The sequence below is a fragment of the Marinobacter litoralis genome, assembly GCF_016427555.1.
GTDB lineage: Bacteria > Pseudomonadota > Gammaproteobacteria > Pseudomonadales > Oleiphilaceae > Marinobacter > Marinobacter litoralis_A.
Genome location: NZ_JAELVS010000001.1, coordinates 233,723 through 250,784 on the forward strand (window position 1 = coordinate 233,723; position 17,062 = coordinate 250,784).

A 17,062-nucleotide genomic window follows, 5' to 3' on the forward strand; every position below is an offset into this window, starting at 1 on the left:
GCCGAATTGGCCAACACCGCAATCCCGGATGATGCCAGCTCAGTTTTCACCATGCGACTCGCCCAAGGTATTCTCTGCCGGCATAGATAATATAAAATACAGATAATTGTTGACCCCTCCGCTCGCTGATAGGCTCATTTTGTCGTCAATTGTTGCGACTTTGCAGTTATCAGTATTTGCCTCCACCAGACCAAAAGATCTCTAGCGGCAGACGTTTAAACAACAAAATAACGGGGAACGCGAACTATGCTACGCAATAAATTATCCACAGCTATCAAGGTAACCAGCTCAGCGCTGGTACTGGGGCTGGCTTGCCAGGCCAATGCATTTGAAGTTCGAGCCGGCGACTACAGCGCTCAAATCTATGGCTATGCGCGGCTGAATGCCTCTTACGATATCAATGAAGACATTTCCATTGCTTCCGGAACGCGCGCTGGCGACTACAGAAAGATCACCAAGGGCGGCGGTGAAGGGGCCACAGGGCATTTTGGCGCAGACGCAGTGCAATCGCGCATTGGTGTGCGAACCACCACACCTGAAGGCGTAAAAATCAACGTTGAGGGTGACTTCCGCACCACCACCAGCACACTCCGCCTGCGTCACGCTTATGGCGAGTATAATGGCGTTTTGATGGGCCAGACCTGGTCGAACTATAGCAGTCTGATTGGCACAACCTCGCAGCTTGAGTTTGACCAAATCCCAGGATCTGCCGGTTACGTAGGTCGCACATCACAGGTGCGCTACACCACAGGACCTTTCTCCTTCGCAGTTGAAGACCCTAAAACCAGCATTCTGGACAACACCGGTGCTGCTACCGCCGCGAAAAAAAATAGCTCGCCAGCTCTGACCGCACGCTATTCCTCCAAAGCTGACAACCTGACCTACGCAGCTGCAACTATTGTTCGCCAACTCTCGGTCGATGATGGCACCAATGACGATTCTGCGTTTGGTTTTGGCGTGTTCGGTACCGCTAAACTGGCAGTGACCGATTCGCTCAACATTCAAGGCGCGGTTAACTACTCAGACGGTGCCAACCAGTACCTCTGGCGTTCCGGCACCAACTACGGCGCTGCCGATGCCTACATGAAAGCTGATGGCAGCCTTGAAACCCTCTCAGGCTTTGGTGGTACCATCGGCGCCAGCCTGAAGGTGGGCCCGGGCACAGTGAATACGGCCTACGCCCTGACCCAAGTGGATTGGGATGATGCAAAAAAAGATGGCGTAGGTGGCGCAGCTACCCAAAACCGACGCAACACCATGGCACTGGTTAACTACCAGTGGAGCCCTGTGAAGGCGGTCAAGCTTGGTGTGCAATACACCTACCTGAAAGCTGAGCTGGAGAACGGCGATGATGGCGATGCCAGCCGCCTGCTGTTTGCAGCAACCTATAGCTTCTGATCCGGGCACCACCCGAAACGGATAGCTAAGGAAACCCTGCTTCCTCGCACGAGAAAACCTACCCAGTGTGCGGGGAGGCAGGGCTCTAAAATGAATTCACTGATCAAACTCAGGAGCCAGAAGTGATGCGGATACTGGTCGCGGTAAAACGAGTCATCGACTACAACGTAAAGGTACGTGTCAAGCCGGATAACACGGGTGTTGATCTCGCCAACGTCAAAATGGCAATGAACCCATTCTGCGAAATCGCTGTTGAAGAAGCGGTTCGTCTGAAGGAAAAGGGCATTGCCAGCGAAATTGTCGTGGTGTCCATTGGTCCCAAGGCTTGCCAGGAGCAGATTCGTACTGCGTTGGCGCTGGGTGCCGACCGTGGTATCCACATTGAAGCCGATGAGGAAGTACAGTCTCTGGAAGCGGCCAAGCTGCTGAAGGCGGTGGTTGAGAAAGAAGAGCCGAAGCTGGTGATTCTCGGCAAACAGTCCATCGATTCTGACAACAACCAGACGGGCCAGATGCTTGCCGCTCTGACCGGCATGGCTCAGGGTACCTTTGCTTCCGAAGTGGTTGTTGATGGCGAAAAAGTGAACGTTACCCGTGAGGTGGACGGTGGTCTGATGACCGTTTCCCTGAACCTGCCTGCGGTAGTCACCACCGACCTGCGTTTGAACGAGCCGCGTTACGCGTCCCTGCCAAACATCATGAAGGCCAAGAAGAAGCCCATCGACACCCTGAGCCCCGCGGATCTGGGTGTTGAGATTGCATCGCGCCTGACCACCTTGAAAGTGGAAGCACCGGCTGCCCGTTCCGCCGGCGTGAAAGTGGCTGACGTTGCCGAGCTGGTCGATAAACTGAAGAACGAAGCGAAGGTGATCTAAATGAGCATCCTTGTTATTGCTGAACACGACAACAGCAGCCTGAAGCAGGCGACCCTGAGCGTTGTAGCGGCTGCCAAGGCCATTGGCGGCGATATTGATGTACTGGTTGCGGGCGAAAACTGTGGCGCCGTGGCCGAAGCCGCCGCCCAAGCGGAAGGCGTGGCCAAGGTACTGCTGGCCGATAACGCCGCTTATGGCCACTTCCTGGGTGAGAACCTGGGTGAGCTGGTGGCGGAAGTGGGCAAGGGTTACAGCCACATCCTGACCTCTGCCGGTACCACCGGTAAAGACTTCATGCCGCGGGTTGCGGCGCTGCTGGACGTGGCTCAGGTGTCTGACATCATCCGCGTTGAGTCGGAAGACACTTTCGTGCGCCCGATTTACGCCGGTAACGCCATTGCGACGGTGAAAGCCACCGACAGCATCAAGGTGATCACCTTGCGCCCGACAGGCTTTGACCCGGTCGCCGCGGAAGGTGGTTCTGCATCTATCGAGCCGCTCGACCTGGTGAAAGATGCTGGCGTGTCGTCCTTTGTTGGCGAGCAGAAAGCCGAGTCTGACCGCCCGGACCTGGCCAGTGCCGGCATCGTTATTTCCGGTGGTCGCGGCATGCAGAATGGCGACAACTTCAAGATGCTGGAGCAGGTTGCTGACCTGTTGGGCGCTGGCATTGGCGCCTCTCGTGCCGCAGTTGACGCCGGCTTTGTGCCGAACGACATGCAGGTCGGCCAGACTGGCAAGATCGTTGCGCCGCAGCTGTACATCGCCGTGGGTATCTCCGGTGCCATCCAGCACCTGGCGGGTATGTCCGATTCCAAGGTGATCGTGGCGATCAACAAGGATGAAGAAGCCCCCATCTTCCAGGTTGCCGATTACGGCCTTGTCGCGGATCTGTTTGAAGCAGTACCTGAATTAGAGAGTGAACTGAAGAAAGTGAGCTGACGATAGTGTCGTGAGTTTTCTCGGGGTCTTTGCGTTGTTGTACCCCTTTGCGCCCCCTTCTGGGGGCTTTTTTAGTTTTCCATAGTAATATCATCTGAGCGTCATAGTCATAGCAGGTCAACCTAACCATGCGCACTCAACACCAGATCCACACCTTTGAAAAATGGCTCTCCGAGCTCGAATCCCTTGCAGAAAACGAGGGCTGCCCATGGATGATCTCGTCCGATCCTGAGTATCACCGTAAAGCCTTCGAGGACGGAGTAAGCCCGGCCGAGGAGTTTGAACGTCTGAAGAAGATCAGTGCCGGAAGTGGCTGTGGTTGTGGGTCCTAATAGAATCAAACCTGTCATGGCAGGTGCTTATAACGTCACCAATAATACTTGAATACCAATAAAACTGGCGTGGACTTACCCCCGGTGGACTAGACACTCCTAGCCTATGATAGCCTCCCATTCGTCAAGATATTCCTATGCGGTATACAGCACATACAACATAGATAATTGTTAGCGCCGTCCACCACTGCTATTTTCGTTCTCTCTACAAGCATCGCAATCTGAAAGTGACTAAGGAAGGTCTGAATAACCTCTGATTTTTGCTGATCTTGGTTTTAGCCGGCAAAAAAACGAAAATTCAGACACTATCTTCCCGTTATTTGTGTGTATCTTGCCCGTTTCCCGCCATTTTGGCGGAAAACAGGCGCACTTACCCTACGCCAGCAGGTATTTTTCACCAATCAGCAGGTTGCTGAACGCGGCCAACAAGTGCAGCCGGTTGGTGTTTTTAGACAGGCTGCGATAGCGGACCTTGCTGTAGCCGAACACCTGTTTGATGTACCGGAACGGATGTTCCACTTTTGAGCGGATGCTGGCTTTGATTTTCTCGGCTTTCAGCTTGTCGGCATCCAGCTTCTTCCGGGTGCCAGGTCGTTTGGCAATGAACCAGGAGACGTGTTCACGGTGCTTATGCTCATCTCGCTTCTGAATGCCAAGGTAACCGGCATCGCCGAAGACTCGTTGCTCTTCACCGTGCAGCAGCTTGTCGGTGGGCACGATGTCGTGCACGTTGGCAGCGGTGGTATCAATGCTATGAATCAGGCCCAGAGCGTCGTCGACACCAATGTGCATCTTCATGCCGAAGTGCCACTCGTTGCCTTATCTAGTCTGATGCATTTCAGGCGGTCCGACGATTCGGTCACGTTTGCCAGCTTGGTTCTTTGTCGAGCTGGGAGCAGAGATAATGGTGGCATCTACGATGCTACCTTCGCGCAGCATCAGGCCGTTCTTCTCCAGGTGTTTGTTCACCTCTTTAAACAGCGCCTTGCCAAGACCGTGTTGCTCCAGGAAATGCCGGAAGTTAAGAATGGTGGTCTCGTCCGGCAAGCGGTCCAGCTTCAGGCCAGCGAAGTGCCGCATGGATTCGATCTCGTACAAAGCGTCTTCCATGGCCGGGTCGCTGAGGTTATAGAACAACTGCATGCAGTGAACTCGCAGCATGGCAGGCAGCGGATAGGGAGGCCGGCCATTCTGGCCCTTCGGGTAATAACGGGCTACCTTCTTTTCCAACTGCTTCCAGGGAATCAGCTTGTCCATCCGTTCCAGAAAGATCTCGCGGCGGGTCTTACGCTTCTTGTTCTGGTACTCGGCTTCGGAGAAGGTGATCTGATCCATGGAGGCGACGAATCCTATGCAGTTGGCGATGACTGTATTATCGCCGATTTTGAGACTTGTTCAGAGTCTCCCTAAGTCTTCTTATTGTAACCGGACTTAGTTGGCCCGACTCTGCGCCGAACGACATAGAAGTGGGCCAGAAGGGCCAAACTGTTGCGCCAAAACTGTAAAACCGGGTAGGTATCTCAGTATTTCTGCGTTGTTGTACGCCTTTACGCCCTCTTGTCTTGGGGCTTTTTTTGCCAATCTTCGATTCTCGTCCACGCCAGGTGAAACAACTATGTGTAGTAAAAGAGATTTTTTCTTCACAGTCGCCAAGCTACACAGATTGGCAACCAAAGAATTTGGTAAAAGGCTATCTCATATTGGCATGACACATGGTTTGGCCGCAGCCTTACTGCACCTTAATTTTGTTGGTGAAGGTTCCTCTCAAAGCCAAGTTGCCGAGAGTATGGAAATTGAGCAACCTACCCTTGTAAACCTCATTGCAAGGTTAGAGGAAATGGAGATTGTTAAAAAGGAAATTTTTCCGGGAGATCGTCGTAAAAGTGCGATTATTTTAACACCAAAAGGCCGAAAACTGCTCGTTCAAATCGAAGGTATTTACGATTCGACTTATCGAAAACTTTTTGGTCACGTCGAAAAATCTCAGCTAGAAAAAGCTGAACACCTCCAGAACAAAATGTACGAAGCATCAAAGTTATAGACCTTGGACAAGCGGAGAAAAACGTGGAACGCGAATCGATGGAATTTGATGTTCTGATCGTCGGCGGCGGCCCGGCGGGCCTGTCGGCAGCGTGCCGTGTCATGCAACTGGCACAGGAAGCTGGCGAGGAACTCACCGTATGCGTTGTAGAGAAAGGTTCTGAGATCGGCGCCCACATTCTGGCCGGTACCGTATTCGAGCCCACTGCCCTCAACGAGCTCTTCCCGGACTGGAAAGAGAAAGGCGCCCCGCTCAACACGCCAGTTACCCGTGACGACATTTTCCTGCTGAAAAACCAGGAAAGCGCCACCAAGATCCCGAATGCGTTTGTGCCCAAGAACATGCACAACCATGGCAACTACATCATCAGTCTGGGCAACCTGTGCCGCTGGCTTGCCGAACAGGCCGAACAGCTTGGCGTTGAAGTGTATCCTGGCTTCGCTGCGGCCGAGACCATTGTTGAAGATGGTCAGGTGAAAGGCATCATTACCGGCGACATGGGCGCTGCCCGTGACGGTTCTGAGAAAGACGGCTATATGCCGGGCATGGAACTGCGCGCGAAATACACCCTGTTCACCGAGGGCTGCCGCGGTCATCTGGGCAAGCGCCTGATCAACGAGTTCAAGCTTGATGAAGGCAAAGACCCACAGCACTACGGTATCGGTATCAAAGAACTGTGGGATATCGATCCGGCCAAACACGAGCTAGGTCTGGTTGTTCATACCACTGGCTGGCCCCTGAAAGAAACCGGCTCCACCGGCGGTTTCTTCCTGTATCACCTGGAGAATGGCCAGGTCTACGTGGGTCTGATCACCGATCTGTCCTACAGCAACCCGCACCTCAGCCCGTTCGAGGAATTCCAGCGTCTTAAGCTGCACCCGGAAATCAAGAAGCACCTGGAAGGCGGCAAGCGCGTTTCCTACGGCGCCCGTGCAATCACCAAGGGTGGTTACAACGCCCTGCCCAAGATGAGCTTCCCGGGTGGTCTCCTGCTGGGCTGTGACGCGGGCACGCTGAACGGTTCCAAGATCAAAGGCTCCCACACCGCCATGAAGTCCGGCATGTTGGGCGCCGAGGCAGTTTTCGAAGCGCTGAAGGACGGCAAGAGCGGCGAAGAGATCAGCAGCTTCCAGAAGAAATTTGAAGACAGCTGGCTGTTCAAGGAGCTATACGCAGAGCGTAACTTCGGCCCGGCGATGCACAAGTTCGGCAATATAGTCGGTGGCGCCATCGCCTACTTCGAGCAGAACATCCTGCGCGGCAGCCTGCCGATTACCTTCCACGATACCACTCCGGATTATGCCACCATGAAGCCGGCAGCCGAGTGCAAGAAGGTGGCCTATCCCAAGCCGGATAACACCCTGACCTTCGATCGTCTGTCCTCGGTGTTCATTTCAAACACCAACCACGAGGAAGATCAGCCGGTTCACCTTAAACTGACCGATCCGGAGCTGCCGATCCGCGATAACCTGCCGAAATACGACGAGCCTGCGCAGCGCTACTGCCCGGCTGGTGTGTATGAGGTAGTAGAGAAAGACGATGGCAACGGCAAGCGCTTCCAGATCAACGCCCAGAACTGTGTTCACTGCAAGACCTGCGACATCAAGGATCCTGCCCAGAACATCAACTGGGTGACTCCGGAAGGGGGCGGTGGCCCGAATTATCCGAACATGTAGTTGGAGCCAAAACTAACATTCGCGCAGGCATACACACCCGAAAGGAACGCATTCAATGTCCAAAATCTACCACTCTAAACCGGACAAAATTCAGCAGGTTGTATAGGGCTATCTGGGCAAGTAGGGTATTAAATCAAGGGCAAAGGGCAGCGGTCATTTTGGTAGTTTTGCGACAATCATAACCGGACAACTCTGTGCCCAGATTTGGCGTAAATCGTGTAAATATCGGTATTAAAAGGGATTTCCAGAAGGTGCAACTTGAAGCGTAACCGTTTGAACCGTCTCGAATTAAGTCGATTACCCCCTCCTTAGAACACCATAGAAGAGTGCACTCCGGAGGCAGAGGTCAGAGGTTCGAATCCTCTCGGGCGCGCCATTTTAATGGCCTGCCTTCCTCTTTCAGGCCTCCGGTCCGGTTTTATTTTTCAGCAAAGCAAACACCCGGCTTTCAAGCTCACCCGGTGTCACCGACGCTTTCTGAACCACCGCCGCCACTTTCGTGGCAATTGCCCGGGGCACCTCGTACCCTGACAGAATCACAACAGGCACATCCGGCTGGGACCGATGCACCGATTCCCAGAGCGACACCCCATCGCCATCTTCCAGCTTCAGGTCCAGAAGAATCAGGTCATAAGAAACCTGGCGGAGCCGTTCGTGGGCTTCGCGCAATGTTTCCGCCCGATCGACCCGGGCAACTGTAGCCAGCTGGCCCCTGACCACCGCAGCCAGATCGGCATCGTCTTCCACATGGAGAACACGGGCAGCTCCCGGCTCTTCCGGAATACGCACTTCAGCCCGAGGGAACCGGAACCAAAAGCGCGCGCCCTCGCCTTCCTGAGATTCGAATCCGATCACGCCGCCCATTCGCTCAACCAGCTCTCTGGTGACAGCAAGCCCGAGACCGGTTCCGCCTTTGACTCGATTTTCTGAGGAATCTGCCTGTGCAAAGCGTTCGAATATGCGACCCCGGAATGCCTGTGGAATCCCCGGCCCTCGATCCACTACGCTGATCAAGGCACCGTCCTCCGCGTTGGGCTCGCAATGAATCTCCACGGTTGCGCCACGCGGTGAAAACTTGCAGGCGTTGGAGACAAGATTGAACAACACCTGTAGAAGGCGATCTGGGTCGGCTTTGAGATGCCCCGAGGTATCACCGGTGATTTTGAGCTGCACGCCGTATGGTATGGCGTACCCCTCCATCTGCTCCATGGCCTGATCCAGAATGTCCGAAACCTCGATACGCTGGATATTCAGCTTCATCTCGTTGGCCGATAATTTATTCAGATCCAGCAAGTCGTTAACCAGCTGGATCAATCGCTGCGTATTCTGCTCGGCAATACGCAGCATGCCACCAATCCGCTCAGGAACGGCCCCCAACGCCCCTCCAGCGATCAGACCCAATGATCCGGAGATGGACGTCAGCGGTGTGCGCAACTCATGACTAACGGTCGAAACAAACTGATTTTTAAGCAGTTCATTCCGCTGACTTTCGGACAAATCCCGGGCCACCAATACCCACCGTTGATCCAGCTCGCTGGGGCGCAGCACCTGCGTAAGGCTGAGTTCCAAGGGCAAGGGCTGCTTGCCCACAATGGTCAGCGTTGTGCTCCACCGGGCAAGCAAACCCTCTGAGCCTTGATCGGCAGAACCGTCCAATCGTCCTATCAACTCAGGCAAACGAGCGCTCAACGGCGAACCGGTAGCATCGGCCGGCAGCTCGAATAGGTTCACGGCCGCCAGATTGTGTCCAACAATGCGGGTATCGCTGTCAATCACCATTACCGCATCGGCCAGGGAGTCGAATAACTGCAACAGAAACGCACCGCTTTCCTCCAGCTCCTGCAGGGCCTGATGCTCAACAGAGATGTCTTGAATCTGAGCCACGAAATGCAGTGGTAGCCGATGTTCATCGCGTATCAATCCTACCGAGAGCAAGGCGTACATAACCGAACCATCGCGCCGGTAGTAACGCTTTTTCATCTGATATTGATCAATTCGACCGGCCAGTAAGTCGTGCAGCAACGACAAGTCTGACTCCAGATCCTCCGGGTGGGTCAGAGTCTGAAAGTCGGTCGCCAATAACTCCTCGCGCAAATAACCGAACAGCTTGATCAACGCTGCATTTACGTCCAGCCAGCGCCCCTCCAGCGACACCAGGGCCATGCCTTGGGCCGCCGAGTTGAACGCTTCAGCGAAACTTTCGTTAGCCAGCCGGGCTTCTTGTTCCGCCCGCCGTTGCTCGGTCACATCAACTGCCATGCCCAGATAGCCCGACGTCACATTCTCATCATCTTTCAAAGCGCTTACCGACAACTGCACAGTACGGTGCTCGCCATCTTTGCGGGCGTACGTCCATATTGAGGTTTCCGGAATACCTTCCCGGGCCGACGCGACGAAAACATCAAAGCCCTCGATGCGTTCTCCGAACTTTTTGGAAAGCTCTGCGCCCCGTGCCGCCACTTCCGATTCCAGATGAAATAACGCCGGCGTATGGACACCGACCACTTCTTCGGCACTGTAGCCCAGCAGTTTCTCTGCCCCTGAGTTAAACAGCGAGATACAACCACGGGTATCGGTCGCAATGGTGGCGACGCTCACAGACGCGTCGATGACCGACTCCAGATAGGCGCGGGTTTGTTGTAGATCGCTATAGGCATGCCGGAGTTCGGTGATATCGCTCATAGTCACAACCGCACCGAGTGGCCGGCCAAACGCATCCTCGAGGCGCTGGCCGTTGCAAAGAACCACTCGTGGAGGTTGTCCCTTTGCCCGGATCATCAGCTCCGCGTTGCGAACCTGTTCGCCCCGCCAAGCTCGCAGAAGCGGTATCTTTTCAGTGGCCAATAACGCCTTGCCATGGGCCTCATACAGGTCAAAGTGCTCCGCCCATTGCTCTGGCGGCAACGACCTCGGATCTACGCCATGCCACTGCCTGGCGGCCAGGTTAAATTCGGCGAGATTACCGTCGCTGTCACAGGAAACCACGGCGTCTGGCATTGAATCGAGCAAAGTCGATAATATTCTCGAGCTAACATCCGCCTGTTGCTGCTCGTTCCAATCCTCCAGGCGGTCAACCGTTAGTAATGCAAGCCGTTCCAGGCCAGCCCGCTGCTCTTCCGTAAGAGGGCAATTCGGCGAAGTATCGAGCACACACAAGGTGCCGTAGGCCAAACCGGCGCGACCAACCAGCGGCGCTCCGGCATAGTACCGAATATGCGGTTCACCAATCACCAACGGATTCTCGGCGAAACGCTCATCAACCAGGGTATCGAGCACTTCCAGGATGCCGGTCTCTTGAATGGCATGAGCACAAAACGACTCATCCCGCCCTGTCTGCTGAAACGTAAGGCCCTTGGCCGCCTTGAACCACTGCCGCTCCCGATCGACCAAAGACACCAGCGCAATTGGCTTTGCACAGATCTGAGAAGCCAGCTCAACCAGGTCATCAAAATGACGTTCCGGTGGGGAGTCGAGCACCCTGAGCTTGTTCAGTTCACGAAGACGACGGGGCTCGTCGTCAGTCAGCTTGGCGGTGCAAAAAACGTTATCGGCCATTGATACTCTCAAATGATGTCTTGGCTCTTATTAAAAACGCTAACTACTCAACCGAATTTAGCCAGTTACCACTCTCATTTCCATCATTACCCGAGAAATTCCCTGCGGGGTGACGTGTACCGTCCAACCAGACGATGCCCGGCTCCTTGGCAGTGCTTAACGCCAACGGGCAATCGCGTCGGGTTGTCTATTTGTCGCGATGACAGGGCCGACCAGCGCTGGGCCAATAAGAAGAATTGCTGCAACTGCGTAACAAGGCGAACGGTAAGTGCCTCGACTACGACCGAAGCAACGGCCTATTGATCACCTGGAGATATGACGACGACAGCATCAACCCGGCAACTCAAACCAGCTATGACTCAGGGTTCTCGCTGGCCAGCCTGGTCGCGGGCGACTACATTTTCTCCGTAGCCACCTACAATAACTTTGCGTTGGGCGACAACATCAGCGATGGTTTCGCGTTTGACAGCGAAGCACCCATTGCACTGGCCGATTGGGATCAACCCGCAAACGGTCGCGGCATGGGACCGAACTGGAGTGTTTGGCTCGACGGCCCCGATTCCGCCTCTAACCCCAGCGACCCGAGTGCCTCGGTGCCCGAACCAAGCAGTATCGGCCTGATTGCTCTAGGCATGCTTGGGCTGGGCCTGTCCCGCAGACTCAAGAAAACCAACGCATAACCGTTGGACTTTCTATCGGGGGCGATTCAGCCCCCGATTTCTCGATTGGCTTTCTGTTGAATATCCCGACTATCGGCGTGCCCTGCTCTCGCAAAATCGGCCAGATGTTCCCGCCGATACTGATCCGGTGTCAGGTTGAACCAACGCTTAAACGCCCGCCGGAAATTTGCGCTGTCATGGTAGTTCAGCAGCTCTGCGATGGTTTCTACCGGTAACTGGCTATCCAGCATATACCCGATGGCCTGTTGCGACAGTATTTCATCTCTTACCTTTCGGAAACTGGTGTTTTCCTGCTTTAAACGGCGAGCGAGCGTGCGCTTGCAGATGAACAGCGCCGCGGCAACATCCTCCTCGCTCAGCACGCCGGGCGGATGCGACAGCATCATCTTCTGCACCTGATACTTGCAGGTGCTTTTATTCGGATTCAGCTGCGCCAGCATGGCCTCGCAATGCCGGAGCGCCATAACATAACTTTCGTGGTTGGCGGACGCATTCGGGAGCTTGCAGATATCAAGCGGCACTCTCAGAACATAGGAGTCGGCACCGAATCCAATAGTTGCGGGAATATGGTCGTCATAACGTACCGCGTAGGAAGGCTGCTGGTGCATGAAATCAATATGGGCCTCGCGCAATGGCCGGCCGACAATGAACTCGGCGGTATCGAAAAAAATCACGGTGAAGGTTTCACTGAGCAGCCGCAATAGGTTCTCTTCCAGCGCCACAGCGAAGTTGCAGCTGAGTTCCAACCAATCTTCGTTCATCACCAGATCCAGCCGGGCCAGGTTCATGCGCGTTGGCAAATAAGCATGAAACGCCCGCAATGCCGTGAGCAGATCCGGGCTACTGTTCACCAAAAACCCCAATGCGCCGTGAGTCGGTGACGTTAATCGTTGCCCGAATCGCAGACCAAAGGCCTCGTCTTTCGCGAGTCGCAAACAATTGCGCAAAATCTGAAGTTGCTGGTTTGGTGTCAGCAGCGTGCTGTCCTGTAAAAACTGCTCCACAGACAGGCGTGTGCCAGTTAACACCTCTGATACATCGCGGGCCAGCAAGCCCAGCTCTCGGGCTGCCAAGCGGCTGTAACTCGACGGAATGCTGGGTTCATCAACATCCACGGTGCTTATCATTGTTGTTTTATCCGTTTATTAACTTACTGTAGGTTCAGCTTGCCGAACACATTTTAATCAAGAGTCTTTTAATGACCCCCACCTGTCAAGTAATGACCTGCCTGAGATACACCACAAAACGTACTCTGAACTGAGAACAACAACGCCTTGATAAAACACCAATGAGGTTTTTATGGGACAGATTACGTTCGTTGAGCACACAGGCACTGAACATGTTGTGAACATCGAAGAAGGCCAGTCACTGATGCAGGCAGCGGTGGATAACGGCATCCCCGGAATCGACGCGGATTGCGGCGGAGCCTGTGCCTGCGGCACTTGCCATGTGATTGTGGACGGCAACTGGATTGCAGCGACCGGCAGCATCAACGCCGATGAACAGGGAATGCTGCAACTCACGCCCGAGCGATCTGACACCTCACGCTTGTCCTGCCAGGTAACCCTTACGGAATCGCTGGACGGCTTAGTGGTGCGGTTGCCAGAGTTTCAGATGTGACTCGACGCGCTCAAGAACCCGGTTTGGATCGTTGACAACTACCCAATAATAAAACTGACCCCGGAGGTTTGCATGAGCCTACTCGGCCCCATCTTTAACCCCTTAGCCAACAAAGCCGCTGCTACTGTGCCTATTGCTTGGCAGATTAAAGGGATGCACGCGTTTCAGAACCTGAAGCAACGAATCGGCAAACGTGAACAGCCACCCGTTTTCAAAGAGGTTCCCCTGCCCGACGTTCATTCGCTGGCACTGGAAGACATCGATGTCAGCAACCCGTTCCTGTACCGGCAAGGCTTGTGGCACTCCTATTTCAAGCGGCTGAGGGACGAGTGTCCGGTGCACTATCAGAAGAACAGCCCCTTCGGGCCCTTCTGGTCGGTGACTCGCTATGAAGACATCATGTTTGTGGATACCCACCACGATTTGTTTTCAGCCGAGCCCATTATTTCCCTCGGCCCGCCACCACCGGGTCTTGAAATCGAAACCTTCATCGCCATGGACCCACCCAAGCACGATGTGCAGCGCCAAGCAGTTCAAGGCGTGGTGGCGCCTAAAAATCTGGCGCAAATGGAAAGCCTGATTCGCAGTCGCACACAAGACGTGTTGGATCATTTACCGATCGATGAACCCTTCGACTGGGTGCCGAGGGTGTCCATCGACCTGACCTCCCGTATGCTGGCCACCCTGTTCGATTTCCCCTATGAACAACGCCATAAACTGGCCTACTGGTCCGACATGGCGGCTGCACCACCTGAATCGACCGGCGGTACCGCAGACATCGATGAATCCTTCGCGGCTTCGGCCGACATGGCAAGGCAGATGTCGCTGCTGTGGCGTGAGAAAGAAGCCCGAAAAGCCGCCGGGGAGGAACCCGGATTCGATCTGATCAGCTTGCTGCTTGCCAACGAAAACACCCGCACCATGATCAACCGCCCCATGGAGTTTCTGGGCAACATGGTGCTGCTGATCGTGGGCGGCAACGACACCACCCGCAACTCCATGACCGGCGGCGTATTGGCGCTGAATCAATTCCCCGAAGAGTTCGCCAAGCTCAAACAGAACCCTAGCCTAATCCCCAGCATGGTGTCAGAAATCATTCGCTGGCAAACGCCGCTGGCTTATATGCGCCGCGTTGCAAAGCAGGATGTTGAACTGAATGGTCAAACGATCAAGAAAGGCGACAAGGTGGTGATGTGGTACGCCTCCGGGAACCGCGATGAACAGGCGTTCGAGCAAGACCCGAACCAATTCATCATTGATCGCAAGAACGTGCGAAAACACTTGTCCTTCGGTTTTGGGGTACACCGCTGCATGGGTAACCGTTTAGCGGAAATGCAGCTGCGTATTCTATGGGAAGAGATTCTGAAGCGCTTCGATGATATCGAAGTGCTGGGCGAGCCGGAGTATGTGCAATCAAACTTTGTGCGTGGCTATACCAAGATGATGGTGAAGCTTAAGAAAACCTCCTAAAACCCTCGGCCACACAAGGCACCGAGGGCTATGGGGCCTTTACGTTTCGCGCCGAATCACAGGTGGAGTGTGCGCCTTCATTGGCGGCACCTCACCACAGTAGACCTCAATATCCACCATGCAGGTCATAGCACTTGGGCCCTGCGACAGACGTGAAGTTCCTTCATCTCGTGTCAGAACATTCGGGTTACCATGCCGGCATGACACATCCGAGTTGCCCGCTTCTGGTGGGTCAAACCAAGCCCCGGTACTTAACTGCAAAACACCCTGGCGCACTTCGTCACTCACCACCGCTGAGCACAAACAAGCGCCCCGGCCATTAAAGATGCGTACCAAGATGCCGTCGTTAATGTTCCGGATCTTTGCGTCAACCGGGTGAATGACAATCGGTTCACGCCCATTGATCTTCGAGTTCCGGCTGTGGGAACCATGGTCCAGCTGAGAATGCAGTTTGGTTCTTGGTTGGTTAGAAATCAGATGCATAGGGTATTCAGGGTTTGCCTGCCCTAACCACTCTTTAGGATCATTCCAGAACGGGTATCCCGGGCATTCTTCATAGCCAAAGCTTGCCACCGTCTCTGAGAAGATCTCTATTTTTCCGCTGGGTGTTCGTAGTGCATTTGCCTTCGGATCATCGCGAAAGGCTTTCAGGAGAACCTGCGGCTCTTGTGGCATCGCATTTTCAAACCAGCCTTTGTTCTTGAACGCCTCGAAATCTGGCAGCTCTATGCCGTTGGCACCCGCCTTTTCCCGGGTTTCGTTGTAGATCACGTTTAACCACTGCTCTTCGTCACGTCCTTCCGTGAAGTCTTCTCGGGCACCAAGCTCTTCGGCCAGCTTACTAAAGATCTCGTAGTCCGACAGACTTTGTCCCGCTGGCTCCGCTGCTTTCTGCATATAGATAAGGAAAGGATCGCGACTGGACGACGCAATATCATTACGTTCCAAAAACGTCGCTGCAGGTAACACAATATCGGCGTGTTTCGCCTGAGCGTTCCAACACCATTCATGGACAATCACCGTATCCGGTTTCTGCCAGGCCGCCCTCATACGAACGAGGTCCTGATGGTGGTGAAATGGGTTTCCGCCCGCCCAGTAGATCAGCTTGATTTCAGGATAGGTCCCGGTTCTTCCGTTGTACTCGAATTTCTCACCAGGGTTCATCAATAGGTCTGTAATTCGTGCAACGGGGATAAAGCTCTGTACTGGGTTGTTCCCTTGCGGCAGAGCCGCCCCGGGGATGCCTTGGTAATTAGCTCCGATCGCATTCATAGCGCTGTAACCAAAACCAATGCCACCGCCTGGAAGCCCAAGTTGCCCCAACATTGAAGCAACCGCTATAGCAGCCCAGTATGGCTGCTCGCCATTGTCTTGGCGCGTCAGAGACCAACTCACAGAAATCATCGTCCGCTGGCGAGCCATATCCCGCGCAAGATCGCGAACGCATGCTGCAGATAGACCTGTTTTAACCTCTGCCCACGCGCTGTCTTTCTTTATACCGTCAACCTTTCCCACTAGGTATTCTAGAAACTTCTCATAGCCTACCGTGTAGGTGGATAGAAACTCTGTATCGGCTAACCCTTCCTCTTGGAGGGTGTAAGCAATACCCAACAGCAATGCGACATCGCTGCCAGGGTAGATCGCTAGCCAGTCAGCGTTCATTTCCTCCAGAACGTCTGAGCGCAAGGGGCTGACATTCACCACCTTCGTTCCGTTGGCCGTTGCCTCCAGCATGCCGCGCTTCTGCACATGACGACCAACACCGCCATTGGTGACCTGGCCATTTTTAGTCGGCGCCCCACCAAACGCCACAAACAGGTCAGTGTGTTCCTTGATAACCTCCCAGCTGGTTGCACCATTCACCATGGAGTAAAAGTCGCCAAGTACGTGAGGCAAAGTGACTTCCGCTGCCGCATAGCTGTAGGTATTCAGAGAATAGGTATAGCCGCCAATCGAATTGAGGAACCTCTTGAGCTGACTTTGCGCGTGATGGAAACGCCCTGCACTGGACCACCCATAAGAGCCACCATAAATAGCTTGGTTACCATAACGACTTCGCACGCGGTTTAATTCTTCCACGACCAGCTTGATCGCCCTAGGCCATGAAACTTCAATAAAGTCATCAGCTCCGCGCTCACCTTTGGCGGGGCCCGGTCCGTTTTCCAGCCATCCTCGTCGAACCATCGGCGCTTTAATACGTGTCGGGCCATCTAAGACATCGACTATGCCTTGACCGATGGGGGAAGGGTCTTCGTCCCTCTCGAATCCCTTGAGCGCAACAACACTCCCATCCTTGGTACAAACACGGTAGGTTCCCCAATGGCTGCTGGTCAGCGTTCCTTCGATTTCATGCTCAGGTTTCATCGATCAAGCCCTCTTACTGTTGTTATTTTCTCATGACAGCATAGACCAAAACCAAGTATATGTACTCGAAACAGCCGATTTAAACCAGTTATTTTTACTTGGATAAATT

At 54.2% G+C, this 17,062-nt stretch carries 12 protein-coding genes and 1 pseudogene; 9 read left to right on the plus strand and 4 right to left on the minus strand.

Annotated elements, in window-relative coordinates; genetic code table 11:
- Window positions 1–246: 246 nt before the first annotated feature.
- The 4 genes from JAO79_RS01100 (at window position 247) to JAO79_RS01115 (ending at window position 3,547) form a co-directional block, all read left to right on the plus strand.
- On the plus strand, window positions 247–1,398 hold the full coding sequence (locus JAO79_RS01100) for a DcaP family trimeric outer membrane transporter (RefSeq protein ID WP_199005326.1): 1,152 nt from the start codon (window positions 247–249) through the stop codon (window positions 1,396–1,398).
- A 125-nt stretch (window positions 1,399–1,523) separates the two neighbouring features.
- The gene (locus JAO79_RS01105; RefSeq protein WP_199006582.1) at window positions 1,524–2,273 is read left to right on the plus strand and encodes an electron transfer flavoprotein subunit beta/FixA family protein; all 750 of its coding nucleotides are present in this window, start codon (window positions 1,524–1,526) and stop codon (window positions 2,271–2,273) included.
- Window positions 2,274–3,215: an electron transfer flavoprotein subunit alpha/FixB family protein gene (locus tag JAO79_RS01110; protein ID WP_199005327.1), complete on the plus strand. Its 942-nt coding sequence runs from the start codon at window positions 2,274–2,276 to the stop codon at window positions 3,213–3,215.
- 128 nt (window positions 3,216–3,343) lie between these two features.
- A complete protein-coding gene (locus tag JAO79_RS01115) occupies window positions 3,344–3,547 on the plus strand; it encodes a hypothetical protein (protein WP_199005328.1) in 204 nt (67 codons plus the stop codon).
- Between the two features lie 375 nt (window positions 3,548–3,922).
- On the opposite strand, the pseudogene JAO79_RS01120 reads toward JAO79_RS01115, so the two are convergent.
- Window positions 3,923–4,882, minus strand: a pseudogene (locus tag JAO79_RS01120) (IS5 family transposase).
- 280 nt (window positions 4,883–5,162) lie between these two features.
- Between JAO79_RS01120 and JAO79_RS01125 the strand changes: the two are divergent.
- Window positions 5,163–5,588 carry a MarR family winged helix-turn-helix transcriptional regulator gene (locus JAO79_RS01125; protein ID WP_199005329.1) on the plus strand — a complete coding sequence of 142 codons (426 nt, stop codon included), beginning with the start codon at window positions 5,163–5,165 and terminating at the stop codon, window positions 5,586–5,588.
- A 23-nt stretch (window positions 5,589–5,611) separates the two neighbouring features.
- A complete protein-coding gene (locus tag JAO79_RS01130) occupies window positions 5,612–7,264 on the plus strand; it encodes an electron transfer flavoprotein-ubiquinone oxidoreductase (protein WP_199005330.1) in 1,653 nt (550 codons plus the stop codon).
- A gap of 399 nt (window positions 7,265–7,663) precedes the next feature.
- On the opposite strand, the gene JAO79_RS01135 is transcribed toward JAO79_RS01130, so the two are convergent.
- Window positions 7,664–10,819 (minus strand): PAS domain S-box protein, encoded by a 3,156-nt coding sequence (locus tag JAO79_RS01135; RefSeq protein WP_199005331.1) that lies wholly within the window; start codon window positions 10,817–10,819, stop codon window positions 7,664–7,666.
- A 236-nt stretch (window positions 10,820–11,055) separates the two neighbouring features.
- On the opposite strand from JAO79_RS01135, the gene JAO79_RS01140 reads away from it, so the two are divergent.
- Complete coding sequence (locus JAO79_RS01140; RefSeq protein WP_199005332.1) at window positions 11,056–11,499, plus strand: DVUA0089 family protein; 444 nt, start codon at window positions 11,056–11,058, stop codon at window positions 11,497–11,499.
- 26 nt (window positions 11,500–11,525) lie between these two features.
- On the opposite strand, the gene JAO79_RS01145 is transcribed toward JAO79_RS01140, so the two are convergent.
- The gene (locus JAO79_RS01145; RefSeq protein WP_199005333.1) at window positions 11,526–12,626 is read right to left on the minus strand and encodes an AraC family transcriptional regulator; all 1,101 of its coding nucleotides are present in this window, start codon (window positions 12,624–12,626) and stop codon (window positions 11,526–11,528) included.
- A 172-nt stretch (window positions 12,627–12,798) separates the two neighbouring features.
- Here JAO79_RS01145 and JAO79_RS01150 point away from each other — a divergent pair, with 172 nt between their 5' ends.
- Complete coding sequence (locus JAO79_RS01150) at window positions 12,799–13,119, plus strand: 2Fe-2S iron-sulfur cluster-binding protein (protein WP_199005334.1); 321 nt, start codon at window positions 12,799–12,801, stop codon at window positions 13,117–13,119.
- 72 nt (window positions 13,120–13,191) lie between these two features.
- Window positions 13,192–14,589 carry a cytochrome P450 gene (locus tag JAO79_RS01155; RefSeq protein ID WP_199005335.1) on the plus strand — a complete coding sequence of 466 codons (1,398 nt, stop codon included), beginning with the start codon at window positions 13,192–13,194 and terminating at the stop codon, window positions 14,587–14,589.
- Between the two features lie 39 nt (window positions 14,590–14,628).
- On the opposite strand, the gene JAO79_RS01160 is transcribed toward JAO79_RS01155, so the two are convergent.
- Window positions 14,629–16,953, minus strand: a complete 2,325-nt coding sequence (locus JAO79_RS01160; RefSeq protein WP_199005336.1) for a molybdopterin-dependent oxidoreductase — start codon at window positions 16,951–16,953, stop codon at window positions 14,629–14,631.
- Window positions 16,954–17,062: the final 109 nt, after the last annotated feature.